This window comes from Rhodoferax sp. RT4P68 (assembly GCF_056521305.1).
Window position 1 is genome coordinate 337,944 of record NZ_JBWMBB010000005.1, and the last position, 13,603, is coordinate 351,546.

At 69.8% G+C, this 13,603-nt stretch carries 20 protein-coding genes; 6 read left to right on the forward strand and 14 right to left on the reverse strand.

From position 1 onward, the window contains the following. Window positions 1–58: 58 nt before the first annotated feature. Window positions 59–763, reverse strand: a complete 705-nt coding sequence (locus tag AC099J_RS13535; RefSeq protein WP_479615778.1) for a VIT1/CCC1 transporter family protein — start codon at window positions 761–763, stop codon at window positions 59–61. Beyond that, a complete protein-coding gene (locus AC099J_RS13540; RefSeq protein ID WP_479615779.1) occupies window positions 760–1,068 on the reverse strand; it encodes a hypothetical protein in 309 nt (102 codons plus the stop codon). The genes AC099J_RS13535 and AC099J_RS13540 overlap by 4 nt, the downstream gene beginning before the upstream one ends. Window positions 1,069–1,415: 347 nt before the next feature. Between AC099J_RS13540 and AC099J_RS13545 the strand changes: the two genes are divergently transcribed. The 4 genes from AC099J_RS13545 (at window position 1,416) to AC099J_RS13560 (ending at window position 6,403) form a co-directional block, all read left to right on the forward strand. Next, the gene (locus AC099J_RS13545; RefSeq protein ID WP_479615921.1) at window positions 1,416–3,452 is read left to right on the forward strand and encodes a VIT domain-containing protein; all 2,037 of its coding nucleotides are present in this window, start codon (window positions 1,416–1,418) and stop codon (window positions 3,450–3,452) included. Then, on the forward strand, window positions 3,449–4,462 hold the full coding sequence (xrtQ, locus tag AC099J_RS13550) for an exosortase Q (protein ID WP_479615780.1): 1,014 nt from the start codon (window positions 3,449–3,451) through the stop codon (window positions 4,460–4,462). The genes AC099J_RS13545 and xrtQ overlap by 4 nt, the downstream gene beginning before the upstream one ends. Next, window positions 4,446–5,030 (forward strand): hypothetical protein, encoded by a 585-nt coding sequence (locus AC099J_RS13555; RefSeq protein ID WP_479615781.1) that lies wholly within the window; start codon window positions 4,446–4,448, stop codon window positions 5,028–5,030. The genes xrtQ and AC099J_RS13555 overlap by 17 nt, the downstream gene beginning before the upstream one ends. A gap of 80 nt (window positions 5,031–5,110) precedes the next feature. Continuing rightward, window positions 5,111–6,403, forward strand: coding sequence for a biosynthetic peptidoglycan transglycosylase (locus AC099J_RS13560; protein WP_479615782.1), 1,293 nt, complete (start codon window positions 5,111–5,113; stop codon window positions 6,401–6,403). 212 nt (window positions 6,404–6,615) lie between these two features. Here AC099J_RS13560 and AC099J_RS13565 read toward each other — a convergent pair whose 3' ends face one another. The 7 genes from AC099J_RS13565 to AC099J_RS13595 form a co-directional block, all read right to left on the reverse strand. Then, on the reverse strand, window positions 6,616–7,128 hold the full coding sequence (locus AC099J_RS13565; protein WP_479615783.1) for a GFA family protein: 513 nt from the start codon (window positions 7,126–7,128) through the stop codon (window positions 6,616–6,618). Between the two features lie 33 nt (window positions 7,129–7,161). Continuing rightward, a complete protein-coding gene (locus AC099J_RS13570; protein ID WP_479615784.1) occupies window positions 7,162–7,752 on the reverse strand; it encodes an HD domain-containing protein in 591 nt (196 codons plus the stop codon). Between the two features lie 58 nt (window positions 7,753–7,810). Continuing rightward, window positions 7,811–8,206, reverse strand: coding sequence for a nuclear transport factor 2 family protein (locus AC099J_RS13575; protein WP_479615785.1), 396 nt, complete (start codon window positions 8,204–8,206; stop codon window positions 7,811–7,813). A gap of 11 nt (window positions 8,207–8,217) precedes the next feature. After that, window positions 8,218–8,604, reverse strand: a complete 387-nt coding sequence (locus AC099J_RS13580) for a YggL 50S ribosome-binding family protein (RefSeq protein ID WP_479615786.1) — start codon at window positions 8,602–8,604, stop codon at window positions 8,218–8,220. A 69-nt stretch (window positions 8,605–8,673) separates the two neighbouring features. Continuing rightward, window positions 8,674–8,823: a hypothetical protein gene (locus AC099J_RS13585; RefSeq protein WP_479615787.1), complete on the reverse strand. Its 150-nt coding sequence runs from the start codon at window positions 8,821–8,823 to the stop codon at window positions 8,674–8,676. 92 nt (window positions 8,824–8,915) lie between these two features. Then, window positions 8,916–9,329, reverse strand: a complete 414-nt coding sequence (locus tag AC099J_RS13590; protein ID WP_479615788.1) for a DUF1810 domain-containing protein — start codon at window positions 9,327–9,329, stop codon at window positions 8,916–8,918. 64 nt (window positions 9,330–9,393) lie between these two features. Further along, a complete protein-coding gene (locus tag AC099J_RS13595) occupies window positions 9,394–9,795 on the reverse strand; it encodes a VOC family protein (protein ID WP_479615789.1) in 402 nt (133 codons plus the stop codon). A 213-nt stretch (window positions 9,796–10,008) separates the two neighbouring features. On the opposite strand from AC099J_RS13595, the gene AC099J_RS13600 reads away from it, so the two are divergent. Continuing rightward, complete coding sequence (locus AC099J_RS13600) at window positions 10,009–10,821, forward strand: N-acyl homoserine lactonase family protein (protein ID WP_479615790.1); 813 nt, start codon at window positions 10,009–10,011, stop codon at window positions 10,819–10,821. 57 nt (window positions 10,822–10,878) lie between these two features. Here AC099J_RS13600 and AC099J_RS13605 read toward each other — a convergent pair whose 3' ends face one another. The 5 genes from AC099J_RS13605 to AC099J_RS13625 all read right to left on the reverse strand — a co-directional run bounded on the left by AC099J_RS13605 (window position 10,879) and on the right by AC099J_RS13625 (window position 13,003). Beyond that, window positions 10,879–11,316: a PIN domain-containing protein gene (locus tag AC099J_RS13605; RefSeq protein ID WP_479615791.1), complete on the reverse strand. Its 438-nt coding sequence runs from the start codon at window positions 11,314–11,316 to the stop codon at window positions 10,879–10,881. Then, on the reverse strand, window positions 11,313–11,567 hold the full coding sequence (locus AC099J_RS13610; protein ID WP_479615792.1) for a hypothetical protein: 255 nt from the start codon (window positions 11,565–11,567) through the stop codon (window positions 11,313–11,315). Before AC099J_RS13610 ends, AC099J_RS13605 begins: the two co-directional genes overlap by 4 nt. A gap of 101 nt (window positions 11,568–11,668) precedes the next feature. Continuing rightward, the gene (locus AC099J_RS13615) at window positions 11,669–12,139 is read right to left on the reverse strand and encodes an N-acetyltransferase family protein (RefSeq protein ID WP_479615793.1); all 471 of its coding nucleotides are present in this window, start codon (window positions 12,137–12,139) and stop codon (window positions 11,669–11,671) included. A gap of 32 nt (window positions 12,140–12,171) precedes the next feature. Next, window positions 12,172–12,324, reverse strand: coding sequence for a hypothetical protein (locus tag AC099J_RS13620; RefSeq protein ID WP_479615794.1), 153 nt, complete (start codon window positions 12,322–12,324; stop codon window positions 12,172–12,174). Between the two features lie 253 nt (window positions 12,325–12,577). Continuing rightward, window positions 12,578–13,003, reverse strand: a complete 426-nt coding sequence (locus AC099J_RS13625; protein ID WP_479615795.1) for a PaaI family thioesterase — start codon at window positions 13,001–13,003, stop codon at window positions 12,578–12,580. Between the two features lie 120 nt (window positions 13,004–13,123). Between AC099J_RS13625 and AC099J_RS13630 the strand changes: the two genes are divergently transcribed. After that, on the forward strand, window positions 13,124–13,504 hold the full coding sequence (locus AC099J_RS13630) for a hypothetical protein (protein ID WP_479615796.1): 381 nt from the start codon (window positions 13,124–13,126) through the stop codon (window positions 13,502–13,504). Window positions 13,505–13,603: the final 99 nt, after the last annotated feature.

Sequence of the window (13,603 nt, forward strand, 5' to 3'; positions counted from 1 at the left end):
CGCACCCCGATCCGCCCGACCCGCCGGGCACTTCTCGCACACCTGATCCAGCCGCAGCTCATCCGACGGCTGAGAACAGAACGCCCGCCCCTGCCGTCACCGCCATGGCCAGCGCGCCCCACAGTGTGACGCGCCACGCAGCCGGCAGCATGGGCGCGCCCCCGGCACGGGCGGACAACATGCCGAGCAACGCGAGCAACAGCGTCGAGCTTGCCGCCACCCAGTACAGGAGCGCCGGGCCTGCGGCCAGCCAGGCCACCGCCAGCGGCAAGGCCGCGCCGACCGCGAAACTGGCCGCCGACGCCGCAGCCGCCTGCAGCGGCCGCGCACTCAGCGCGTCCGAGATGCCGAGCTCGTCGCGCGCATGCGCGCCCAGCGCGTCGTGCGCCGTCAGCTGCTGGGCCACCTGGGTCGCCAGTGCGTACGGCAGGCCGCGCCCCACGTAGAGGGCGGTGAGTTCACGCAGTTCGGCGGCGGGGTCATCGGCCAGCTCGCGGCGCTCGCGCGCCAGGTCGGCCTGCTCGGTGTCGGCCTGGGAATGCACGGAGACGTACTCGCCCGCCGCCATGGACATGGCGCCCGCCACCAGGCCGGCCAGGCCGGTCGTGAGCACGCTGTCGTGGCTGGCACTGGCCGCGGCCACGCCGACGATCAGGCTGGCGGTGGAGACGATGCCGTCGTTGGCACCCAGCACGGAGGCCCGCAGCCAGCCGATGCGCGCCGTGCGGTGGCCCTCGATGTGGCGGCGAACAGCGCCCCTCATCGCGCAACGTGCCCGGGGTCGTGCCCCTGCGCATGCGCGAGGACGGCGGCCTCCGGTTGGGCCGGTGGAGGCGCCGCGCGTACCGTCGCCAGCGCGCCCATGGGACGCAGCACCGACTGTTGCAGGTCGAAGCCGTGCTGGTCGAACGCGGCATAGGTGGACCACACCACCGCCCCCAGGCACAGCGCGGCGCAGACCGAGGCCACGGCCGTTGCCACGCTGGGCGCCTGCAGCCCTGGGGCCGCGTGCCCCATGGCCACTGCGGGCTGGGTTGCGGATGCTTCAACTCTTGCGTGTTCGTTCACCATCGATCTCCTTGCGCTGTGGCACACCGCAGACAGTCGTCGCGGCGCCTGCGCATCTTGGCACCACAACCTTGGATTTGGCTTAAGGCAACGCAGAACCAGTCCATGCGGCGCGCGCACTCGCGGGACTTGTTCAGCGTCACCTCAAGACGCGCCGGCCCGTGCTGGCACCAGCCGGCCCGCACCGGGACTTCATACGGACTTCACACGGGCGCCTTCACTTCGCACGCGCTTCGCATGGGCCGAACACAGTGCCTGCTGTGCACCGTCGCACGGCCACCTTCAGCGGACCCCACGTGAACGCCCCTCCCCTCCTTCCACGCAGCGCCCTCGGGCGCTGGCTCGCCATGGCCGCCTTCGCCTTGGCCGCCGCCCTGTTGCACCGCCCACTCGCCGCGCAGCCACGCGCCGACGACGGACCGCGCCAGCAGACTGAGAGCCCCTACTTCTCCGTGCGCGGCGGCACGCCGGGCGTGGACGCGCTGCCGCTCAAGCGCACCACCGTCGATGTGCACGTGGCCGGCGTGATCGCCGAGGTGCGCGTGGTGCAGCACTACCGCAACGAAGGCACCCGCGCCATCGAGGCCGACTATGTGTTCCCCGGCTCCACGCGCGCTGCCGTGGGCGGCATGCAGGTGCGCCTGGCCGACCGCGTGGTGACGGCGCAGATCCGCGAGAAGCAGCAGGCCCGCATCGAGTTCGCCACCGCCAGGCAGAAAGGCAAGACCGCCGCGCTGCTGGAACAGCACCGGCCCAACGTGTTCCAGATGCGCGTGGCGAACATCCTGCCCGGCGACGACGTGCAGGTGGAGCTGCGCTACACCGAGCTGCTGCTGCCCGATGGCGGGCGCTACGAGTTCGTGTTCCCCACCGTCGTGGGCCCGCGCTATGCCGGCGCCGGCACCCCCGACGGCCGCAACGCGTGGGCCGCGCAGCCCACGCTGCGCCAGGGCGAGGCACCGGCCAGCGCGTTCACGCTGCAGGCCACGCTGGACGCACCGCTGGCCATCCACGACATCCGCTCGCACACCCATGCCATCGAGGTGGAGCAGGCCGGCGAACACGCTACCCGCGCCACGGTGCGCCTGGCGGGTGGCGCGGGGCCGGCCAACGACCGCGACTTCGTACTGGGCTACCGGCTGGACGGTGACGCGCTGGCCGCAGGCCTGATGCTGTCGCAAGGCCAGGGGCCGGGCGCCGAGAACTTCTTCCTCGCGCTGGTGCAGCCGCCCCGGGCCGTGGCCGCCACGCAGATCGCGCCGCGCGAGTACATCTTCGTGGTTGACATCTCGGGCTCCATGCACGGCTTTCCGCTGGATACGGCCAAGGCCATGCTGCAGCGCTTGATCGGCGGCCTGCGGCCGAGCGACCGCTTCAACGTGCTGCTGTTCTCGGGCAGCAGCCGCATGCTGGCGCCGCAATCGGTGCCGGCCACGCAAGCCAACATCGACCGTGCGCTGGCCACGCTGGGCCAGACCCAGGGCGGCGGCGGCACCGAACTGATCCCCGCGCTGCGCCGCGTCTACGCCGAGCCCAAGGCGCCCGATGTGGCCCGCACCATCGTGGTGGTGACCGACGGCTATGTGACGGTCGAAGCAGAAGCCTTCGCGCTGGTGCGCAAGCACCTGGACCAGGCCAACCTGTTCGCGTTCGGCATCGGCTCGTCGGTGAACCGCGCGCTGCTCGAAGGCCTGGCGCGCGCGGGGCGCGGCGAGCCCTTCATCATCACCGACCCGGTGCAGGCGCCCGAGCAGGCCGCGCGCTTTCGGCGCATGGTCGAGTCGCCCGTGCTGACCAGCGTGCAGCTGCGCTTCGAAGGGCTGGACGTGTATGACCTGGAGCCCGCCGTGCAGCCCGACGTGCTGGGCGAACGCCCGGTGCTGGTGTTCGGCAAGTGGCGCGGCCAGCCGCAGGGCCGCATGCTGGTGCAGGGCCACACCGCCGCCGGCCCCTGGCAGCAGGCCGTGGCCGTGCCGACCACGCAGCCGGGCGACGGCGCAGCCCTTCCCGCACTGTGGGCGCGCCACCGCATCGCTGCGCTGGGCGACCAGGAGGCGCTGGAAGGCGGCGATGCCTACCGGGCCGCCATCACGCAACTGGGCCTGCGCCATGCGCTGCTGACGCCCTACACCAGCTTCATCGCCGTGGACCAGGTGGTGCGCAACCTGGACCCGGCCGGCAGCGTGGGCGTGCAGCAGCCCCAGCCGCTGCCCCAGGGCGTGAGAGCGCTGGCCGTGGGCGAGACCGCCACGGTCATCGCCGGGGCTGAAGTGCCCAGCACGCCCGAGCCCGAGACGTTGGGCGCCGTGTTCCTGGTGCTGTCGATGCTGGCGATGCTGCACCGGCGCGCACGCCGCAACCGCGTGCAGAGGTTCACATCATGAGCACCGCCGGGCCACCCCAAGGTGCTCAACACCGCGGCACGCAGTGCGCAGGAACCCCCGCGCACGCCACGCCGAGCCGCCCCAGGCAAGCCCGCACCGCAGACCGCCAGGGCGAAGGACGCCCCCTGACCGCGCACAGCCTGATCCGCAACCCGCATTTCGTGCGCTGGGGCATCGCGCTCGACAGGCTGCCCGCCTGGGGCTGGCTCGCGCTGCAGGCGCTGGTGCTGCTGCCGACCTGGGCCTGGATGGCACGCCGCCTGGCCGATGGCTCGGACGACCCGCTGGGCCTGCTGGCGCTGGCCGGCCTCGCCGCCCTGGTGACCGTGCACCGCCGCGCACTGCGTGCCTCGCCCGCGCTCACGTGGCTGGGTGGGGCCACGTTGCTGACCATCGCAGCCACGCTGTTGCGCGGCCCGCTGCCGCCGCTTGTCAGCAGCCTGCTGGCCGTGCTGGCGCTCGCATCGGCCCTGCTGGCCTTTCTGCCGCGCCACGTGGCGGCCACGCCGGTGCTGGGGCTCGCGGTGCTGGCGTTGCCGCTGCTGTCCTCGCTGCAGTTCTATGCCGGCTACCCGCTGCGCGTGCTCACGGCCGAGGCCTCACGGTGGCTGCTGGCGCCCTTCTTCACGGTCTGGCGCGAAGGCAGCACGCTGCTGGTGGACGGCCGGCTGGTCATCGTGGATGCGCCCTGCTCGGGCGTGCAGATGGTCTGGCTGGGCTACTGCACCGCGTGTGCCGTGGCGCTGTGGGCGCGGCAGCGCGACCGCACGGTGCTGGCGCGGCTGCCGGTCGTCGGCCTGGCCGTGCTGGCGGGCAACGTGCTGCGCAACAGCCTGCTGGTGGCGGCCGAGGGCGCCAGCCAGCCGCTGCCGGCCTGGGGCCACGAGGCGCTGGGGCTGGCAGTGCTGGCGGCCGTGTGCGGCGCCATCGCGCTGTGGATGCAGCGGCCCGTGCCACTGCACACACCGCCTCGTCACGCTGCTGGAGTCCGCCATGCCCACCCGGCTTGAAACGCTGTTCGCCAACCGCTTCGTGCAGCGCGTGCTGCACAAGAGCGCCTTTGCCGCCACGCTGCTGCTGTGCGCCGTCTGGGCCGTGGCCCAGGCGGGCTGGCCACCGGCACCGCAGCCGGCGTCCACATCCGCTTGGGAATGGCCCACGCAATGGGACGGCGCGCCGCTGCGGCCGCTGGCCCTGAGCGCGGTGGAGCAGCGCTTCGCGCGCCACTTCCCCGGCGCACTGGCGCGGCTGACCGACGAGCGCCACGTGCTGGTCATGCGCCACGTCACCGCGCCCACGCGCATGCTGCACCCGGCGGTGGACTGCTACCGCGCGCTGGGCTACCGCGTGGCCGACATTCGCCTTGAAGACGATGCCCGGCAACGCCGCTGGCGCTGCTTCACCGCGACGCGCGCTGGCGGTACGGCGCTGCGGGTCTGCGAGCGCATCACGGACGTGCAGGGCCAGGCGTTTACCGACACCTCGGCCTGGTATTGGGCGGCGGTCGGCGGCCGGTCCACCGGCCCGTGGCTGGCGGTGACCACGGCACAAGCCGTCCCTGCGCAGGCGGTGTGGTGAGCGCGGCCCGGCCACCCGAGGGCGCTCGGCACGGCAGTGCGCGGCACAAGGGCCCTGCTGCCTCCCGCACGGCCCACCTGTTGCGCACCGCCCTGTGGGGGCTGCTGACGATCGTGCTGCTGCTGCCCCTCAGCGCCTGGCTGGCCCTGCGCATGGTGGCGCCGCAGCCGGGCGAGTGGGCGGTGCCCGTGCGCATCGGCCCGTGGCGGCCCGAGGTCGGCGTGCCCACGCTGTTGCGGCTGGCCACCACGCCGGCGTTCGCCTACTGGCTGGACGGCCGGCGCGTGCAGACGCGCTGGGGGCCGGTGCAGCTGCAGTGGATGGCCGCAGACGGCAGCCTGCACCTGCAGTGCGCACCTTGCCGCGTGCCCGTCCCCGCCCTGGGCAGCGAAGCCCTGGCGGTGCCGCAGTTGACGCTCGCGGTGTTCCGCGATGTCGAGGTGCTGCACGGCCTTCTGCGCGCCGGCACCGGCGCCGCGCACGGGCCGACGCTTCAGGCCTGGTTCAGCGCCCGCCTGCACGGCGGCGGCCTGGCGCTGCAGCTGCGGATGGCCGCCACGCCGATCGCCGACGTCTACGCCGTGCTGGCCCCGCAACTGCCTGAGCGGGGCCAGGCACGCATCGGCGGAACGCTGGCGCTGCAGGTCGATGCGACGCTGCCATCCGGCCCGCTGCACCTGTCGCCGCAGGTCGAGGGCATGACCGTCGAGGGCCTGGGCACCGCCGCACTGGCCCATGCCGGCACCAGCTGCGGCCCGCCCGCCGGCCTGCGCCGCAGCGACTGGCTGACCCGCGCCGTGCTGGCAGCCGAAGACCAGCGCTTCTTTGAACACCCCGGCTATGACCTGCGCGAACTGCAGGCCGCCCTGGGCGCCAACCGGCAGCACGGCGGCGTGCGCCGTGGCGCCAGCACGCTCACCCAGCAGCTGGCCAAGCGCCTGGTCACCGGCGACGCGCGCAGTGCCAGCCGCAAGCTGCGCGAGCTGATGTACGCCGTGGAGATGGAGCAGACGCTGGGCAAGGCCCGCATCCTGCAGCTGTACCTGGACAACGCGCCCTGGGGTGCCGGCATCTGCGGCGCCGAGTCCGCCGCACAGCACTACTTCGGCCGCAGCGCACAGCGCCTGTCACCGGCCCAGGCCGTGTGGATGGCCGCCCTGCTGCACAACCCGCAGGCCGAGGCGCAGCGCTGGGCCGAGGGCGACGGCGCCGCGCTGGCGCGCGCCGAGTGGGTGGCCCAGGGCGTGCGCGCCAGGCCCCGCGAGCGGGCCGCGCTGGTGCAGGCGTTGCAGGCGCCGCGAATGCAGGCCACGCCCGCTGAAACAAGCAACAAGGCCCGGCCTCTCTTGCGAAAGACCGGGCCCGGGCCGTAGGGCTGTTCAGCCCACTGGCCTACATGCAGCAGGGCATCCCGATGCAGCACGCCGCGCCCGCGACACAACAGGCGCCCGCGCCAGCACTTTGCCCGGCGTGGCGAGCACGTTCACCGCAGCGAACGCCTGCATGGGTCTGGATTTCATACGAACCTCGATACAGAGTTGGAAAAATCGCGGAATCGCATGAACGCTCCGGCGCATGCCAGGCGTCACGCTGCGCGCGTTGCCTGGTAGGCGGCGATGGCCGGCAGCAGCGCCGCGCGCCGCTCGAGGCTTTCCGGCGGCCAGAACTGCTCGCGGTCGTAGTATTCCGGCACGGCTGGCACATCGGGGGCCAGTTGCACCCAGGGCTGTTTGGACGCGGTGAAGATGTGGATGTCCGGCGGGCACAGATCGGGATCGTCGAGCGTGCCTACGCGCACAAAGCTCACGACCGGGCCGGCGCCGGCGTAGTGGCTCCACACGGCCACCTGACACTGCGGGCAGCGCGCGATCGATTGGCCGAGCCCGCTGGCCGAGGGCGTGAGGATGAATTCCGGCGCGGCGCCCAGGTGGACGACGTTGTCGCTCTCGATCATCGCGTTGAGCGCGAACGCCCCGCCGCTTTCGCGCTGGCACCAGCGGCAATGGCAGCAGTGCACGAACAGCGGGCGCGACTGCAGGCGGTAGCGCACGGTGCGGCAAGTGCAGCCGCCTTCGGCCGGAAATGGGGGGCGGGGCAATGTGGGTCGCGCCGTGGGAGCGCGGTCGAACGGCTACCGCGCCGCCTTCTGCTCCATCGCCGCCTTGTAGACGCTGTTCTTCGGTGCGGCCATGAGGCGCCGCACCATCGGCTCGAACGCCTCCAGCGGCAAGGTCTCGGCAGCCGGGTCGAACGCCGGGTTGTCGTACAGCGCGATGAACTCCGCCGTCCGCTCGAAATGCGGGCTGCTCTTGAACATGTCGCGCATGTTGCGGTCCATGCCGATGTGGTGGAAGAAGTTGTAGCCCTGGAAGATGCCGTGGTTCTGGATCATCCAGAGATTGGCCTCGCTCACGAACGGCTTCAGGATCGCGGCCGCGATGTCCGGGTGGTTGTAGCTGCCCAGCGTGTCACCGATGTCGTGCAACAGCGCGCAGACGATGTATTCCTCGTCGCGACCATCGCGCATCGCCAGCGTGGCGGTCTGCAAACTGTGCGTGAGCCGGTCGACGGGAAAGCCGCCGAAGTCGCCATCGAGCAGGCGCAGGTGGGCCAGCACGCGGTCGGGCAAAGACTTGGCCATCTGCATGGCTTCGGGGACGATCAGCGCCCAGTCCTGTTGGGTGCTGTGTTCCATGCGGGTGAAGGTGGCGCGGGCGTTCATGGGGTCTCCTTGGGTGTACTGGGTGAAGCGCTCTCCAAGAATGCGGGCGCGAACGCGCTCACTTGGCGGCGGGCTGGCGATTCTTGCGATACGAGTTCTTGAGCGCGATCTTGTCGCCCGCGAATGTGAAGACATCACAGCCGTGCACCTCGACGCGCGTGCCGTCGTGGCGGGTTCCGGTGAAAGTCCACTCCGAGACGCCCCGGTCGCCTTGAACAAAGTGCCGGGCGCCGCCCCAGTGGGCATCCGGGAACGTCGCCCACACCTCGGAAAAACTGGCGCGCACTGCGTCTCGGCCGGCGTAGCGCGTCCCGCAGACATCGGGCCCAGCGGAGGCTTCGAAGACACAGTCCTCGCCCATGAACGACATGAGCGCGTCGACGTCGTGCCGGTTCCAGGCGTCGGCAAACGCCTGGAGCATCTCGGTGGTCACGGCTGGGGTCGGTGCGGGCATGGGCGTGTACCTCAGGGTTGTGCGTCAGGCGTCGCTTGCGCGTGCCCGTACCAGGCGTCGTCGAGGGCGCTGACGGTGATGTGCTCAACGCCGGCACGGCCCTGCAGCCAGATGGAGACCGCAGTCCGGTCCTCTTCCGTCGCAGAGCCGCGGCCGGACTTGGCAATGTAGCCATCCTCGCTGCCACCGAAAACCAGGCCGCGCGCTTCGATCAGGTCGCTGATGAACGCCGACCAGAAGTCGTCCTGTTCCTTCGAGGTCAACGATTCGGCCAGACGAAAACTCGCGGCAAACCCGTGCTCCTGGAATTCACCCACGCGGAGCTTTTTTTGCAGCCGCCTGCTGCGGCGCCGCGCGGCAGGCGCGCGGGGGAAAACCGAAGAACTCTTGCTGGTCATGGCCGTACGGCGTTTGAGCGGGGAGCGCCGGGCTGTGCGGGCAGACCGGCCGGCGGCGCGCCTCGCGCCCTACAACTTGTTCTTCAGCTTGCCCTTTGGCTGCACCGCCGTGGTCGGCGGCATGGGCCGATCCGATGTGCCGGGAGCGCTCGGCGGTGGGGAGTTGTCCTTTTTCGGCTTCTTCGCCATCTTGTTGCTTCGCTGTTCGCCCTTGGCCATTTCGTGTTCCTCGTTGACGGGTTGAATGTGGGGGTGGCGCGCCGGACCGGCGCAGCCCGGCCAATCATAGGGCGGCGAAGGCTGCGGATCGACTACTGCAGCAGACGCAACGTCTGCGTATCTGCCTGCCCGCCGTAGAACGCGGCCAGGGCTTTCTGGAAGCACGGCTCGGTGGGCGCCGCTTGCGCAAACAGGGTGAGGCAGGAGCGGAACTTCATCGCGTCCACATCGCCCAGGATCTCGACCGCAGTGCGATCGGTGTGGCGCAGGATCGTATCGACACACTCGACCAGCCGCGGCCCCAGGACCGGGTGCGCCATGTAGGCGACGGCCTCTGCGCGGCCCTCGATCCCGTAGTCGCGCGCCATCTGGCTGCGGCCCAGCGCGCTCAGCTGCGGCAGGATGTACCAGATCCAATGGCTGCGCTTGCGGCCGGCGGCGAGTTCGGCCAGGGCGCGCGCGTAGTCGCGCTGCTGGGCATCGACGAAGCGTTCGAGGGAGCTCATGGCGCAACGCCGGTCAACGCCCCCACCTGCTGCTGGTCAAGCCCATCCGGACCCAAAGGCCAGATCAGCGCGGCGCGGCTGGCCTGTGGAGCGCACACAGCTTGTTCCCGTCGGGGTCGCGGACATACGCCAGATACAGGGCACCGGCGTCCGCACCGCGCGGGCCGGGCGGCTGCTCGATGGACGTGCCGCCGTGGGCCACCGCCGTGTCGTGGAACTTGACGACCTGTTCGGGGGAACTGCACTTGAATCCGATGGTGCTGCCGTTGCCGCAGGTTGCGGCGTCGTCGTTGATCGGCTCGCTGACGCAGAAGGCAACGCCGTCGTGGCGATAGAACAGGCGCGTGTGGCCGGTGGCCGCCTGGTTGCGGGCCGGCTCACCTGCGCCGAGTACGCCGAGTACCGCGTCGTAGAAGCGCTTCGAGCGTTCGATGTCGTTGGTACCGACCATGATGTGGCTGAACATGTGTTGTCTCCGGGTTGGTGTTGGGGAAGTGGCGTCTGGATTGTGACCAGGCGGTTCGCGCGGCTGTGTCGCCCGCGGCGCAGAACAAGATCAGGGCATGCCGTGGATGGCGCGGCGCCCATTGGGTCCGTGTGGGCATCGCACCCGGACGCCATGCAGCCCTATGATTTCGCGCCGTGATGGTGGTCTTCATTTACACAGAGGGGATTTGCCTTGAGAAAAGTCTTCAGCTGGCTGGTGCTCGGTGCCAGTGCATTCATCAGCACAGGTGCGTGGGCGCAAGCCGATGTGGCGCTCTGGCGCATCGACTGTGGCACCGCCGAAAAGCCCACAGTGGTCAACGAGCGGTTCTCGGACACGTTCGCGTTTCCCGGGCTGAACCTGACCTTCACGTACAGCTGCTACCTCATCAAGAACGGTGACGCCTACATGGTGTGGGACACGGGCTTTGCGCCGGGCTCCAACGCGAATGCACCGAAGACCGGCCTCGCCGACTATCTGGCGCAGGTCAAGGTCACGCCCGAGCAGGTGAAGTACGTGGGCATCAGCCACTTCCACGGCGACCACACTGGCCAGCTCGCGCCTTTCACCAGCGCCACGCTGCTGATCGGCAAGCCTGATTGGGACGGCGTCACGGCCAATCCGCCGGCCGGTGGCGCTAATGCCGCCGGCTTCAAGCAGTGGATCGCGGAAGGCCGCAAGGTCGAGCCGCTGACCGCCGACAAGGATGTCTTCGGCGACGGCAGCGTCGTGGTGCTGCGCGCGCCCGGCCACACACCCGGCCACAGCACCCTGCTGGTGCGGCTGAAGGACAAGGGCCCGGTGCTGCTCAGCGGTGATCTGGTGCACTTTCGGGAGAACTACGAAACCGGCGGCTTGCCCAGCTTCAACTTCGATCGCGCGCAGACCATGGCGTCCATCGGACGCTTCAAAGAGGTGGCGACCAACCTGAAGGCGACGGTGATCATCCAGCACGACAGACGGGACATCGACAGGCTGCCGGCGTTTCCGGCGGCGGCGCGGTAGGGGGTCGGCCGGCATAAGTGATGCGATCCTGCGGGCGGGGCGCAGGACCGGTGTCCCTCAACTTCCGCTGTCGTCCGCATACTCCCAGGGATCGATCAGCGGCACGCCCGCGCCCGCGAAATGGCGCACGTTGCGGGTCACTACCGTTCGGCCATGCGCCAGAGCGATGCCAGCGATCATGGCATCGCGGACTTCCATCGTCGGATTGCGCACCAGGACCGTCGCGGCGCAGGCCGCAGAAGTTTCATCGAGTGCCAGCATGCGAGAGCGGAACGCCTGCTTCACCGCATCCGCCCAACGCCTGATCGCCTGCCCCTGAGGCGGCAGTCTGGCTTCGAGCAACTGCACCCCGCGCTCGATCTCCATGACGGTGACCGTGCTGATGAACAGATCGGACTCCGTGATGCTGGCTGCCCACGCCCGCACACGAGGCGATTGCCCTGGCTTGCCAGGCCTCAGCTCGGACAGCACGTTGGTATCCAGCAGCAGCGTCACAGATCCAGATCCTGCAGACGCATGTTCAACGGAACAGGATCGAACTCGATGCCTTCGGTGGAGGGCAGCGCATCCATCAGGGCAAGCAGCGAGCGCTTGCCCGCGCCGGTGCTGCGGTGGTATTCGTCCACGGTCATCAGGACATACCTCGGTTGGCCTCGGTCGGTGATGAACACAGGCCCTTGACCAGCGGACCGTTTGGCTTGCGCGAAGTCGCGCGCAAAGTCGCGCGCGGAAATGGTGGTGATCATGACTCGGGTGCTCCCACGCAATAACGATGCCCGAATTGTCATTACATGCCGACATTGCGTCAAGAGCAAGTCGATGCAGGCGTGGCGGCCGACGACAGCGCTCAAGACTCATGCGCGGCGAGGCGCTGCCACATGTGCACTTTGGCGATGTACGCCTCACCCAGCTTGACGGCCATGGGTTCCGTGCCGAAGGGGACGAACCCGCAGCGCTCATACAGCGCGATGGCGCGGCGATTGGGCTCGCTGACCGTGAGCTGGACCAACTCGACGTGGCCCGAGGCGCGGGCGGAACGCAGGATCTGCTCGACCAGCAGCGTGCCGATGCCTTGGCCGCGCACCGCCTGGCGCACGACCATGCCGAAGAGCTTGGCCTTGTGGCGCGTGCGCTCACTCTGATGGAACGTCAGGCCCGCCGCGCCCACGAGTTCTTCACCCACGAAGGCGCCGACGACCAACTCGGTTGCGTTCGCGTCGTCCGCCATGCGCGCGGCCCACCACTGCAGCGGGAGATTCTGGCGCTCGGTTACAGACGATGTGAACGCTTCGGGTGACAGCGTGAAGGCCTCCAGCATGAGCGCGCGGTACAGCGGGGCGTCGGAGGGGATCAGGCGACGGGCAACGGTGTGTGGCATGCGTACTGATGGTGGGCTTTGCTGTCATTGACTTCTTCCGCCCCAAGCCCTTCTGACAATAGCGTTGCGGTGCGCTCAACGTCGCGAACGACGAATGTCAAATGACTGACGCCAAGAATGGTCATGGTGTACTTCAACGTTGATGCATTGCGCAAACTGCGTCATCGCGGCGCTGGCCAGATGGCAACGCCAACGCATCCTCCAGCAGCGCCAGCGCGTTGCGGCGCACCGTTCGCCGGCCGGCATCGCAGGCGTCCGGATGCTCCGCCACCATCGGCACGCACAGCCCGTGGCAGAAGACGGCGATTGGCACGGGGTGACACCGTCCTTGAATGGCCGTCCCAGGTGCGCATGTCGTCGCCAGCAGTAAAGAAAGCCTCAGACGCCTGCCGGCGCCCGCTCCACCAGCTTGAAGGTGCCGGTGGCCAGCGTCAGCAGGTTGCCGTCGGCGTCGTGCGCCTCGCCGCGCACGAAACACAGCGATTTGCCGCGCCGCTCGCAGCGGGCCGTGGCCACCACATCGCCGCGCGTGCCGGCCACGAAATGCAGCGACATGTCGACGGTGATGACGCCGAAGCGCGCCGGCTCGTGCGAACGCGCGGCGCACGACAGCACGCAGTCCATCAACACCGCGAAGGCGCCGCCGTGCACGTCGCCGCGGCTGTTGGTGTGCATGGGGTTGGCCGGCATCAGCACGGTGGCCTGGTCATCGCCGATGCGCACGCCTTGCAGGCCAAAGGCCTGCACCATGGGCATGCGCAGGCTGAACAGGGTGTCGGGGGCTTCGTTGCTGAAGAAGGTCATTGGCTTGACTCAGTGGGAAGAGAAGAGGATTGCAGCGTAACGCGTTCGACGCCACCGCTGCCTTGCTGGCCAGTTGGCCGTCAGATCGCCACAACCGTGGCGAGCCGGGGGCTGTACTCGGTGTTCGACGTGACCACGCCCGTCGCGACGCTTTTGCAGGGTGGCGAGGGCCAGTTCGCGACCTACGACGATCTGGGCTCTGGCGTGGCCTACGGCAGCGCCTTCCTGGAGCGCACCGACACCACCGGAAGCGCACTGATCGACGTGGCGCTCAGCGACGCGGCGCTCGCTGCGCTCAATGCGCGCGACGACCTGTTCGCACTCGGCGGCAGCTATTCGGGTGCCTGGCATGCGTTCGGCGGCACCAATACCGATGAGCGGCGGCAACTGATCCTGGAGATCGCCGAGGTGCCGGAAACCTCCTCCGTGGCGTTGCTGGGGCTGGGCCTCGGCCTGGTGGGCTTGGGCCGCCGCGCCGCCCGCGCGCGAGCAGCCGACTGAACCGCGCGCCACACGCCATCCCGGCCGGCGCGCAGCGCCTATGCGCGCGCTGCGCCGGCCGGGGCCTTCAGTGCGCCGACTGGCGCATCGATCAGCGCC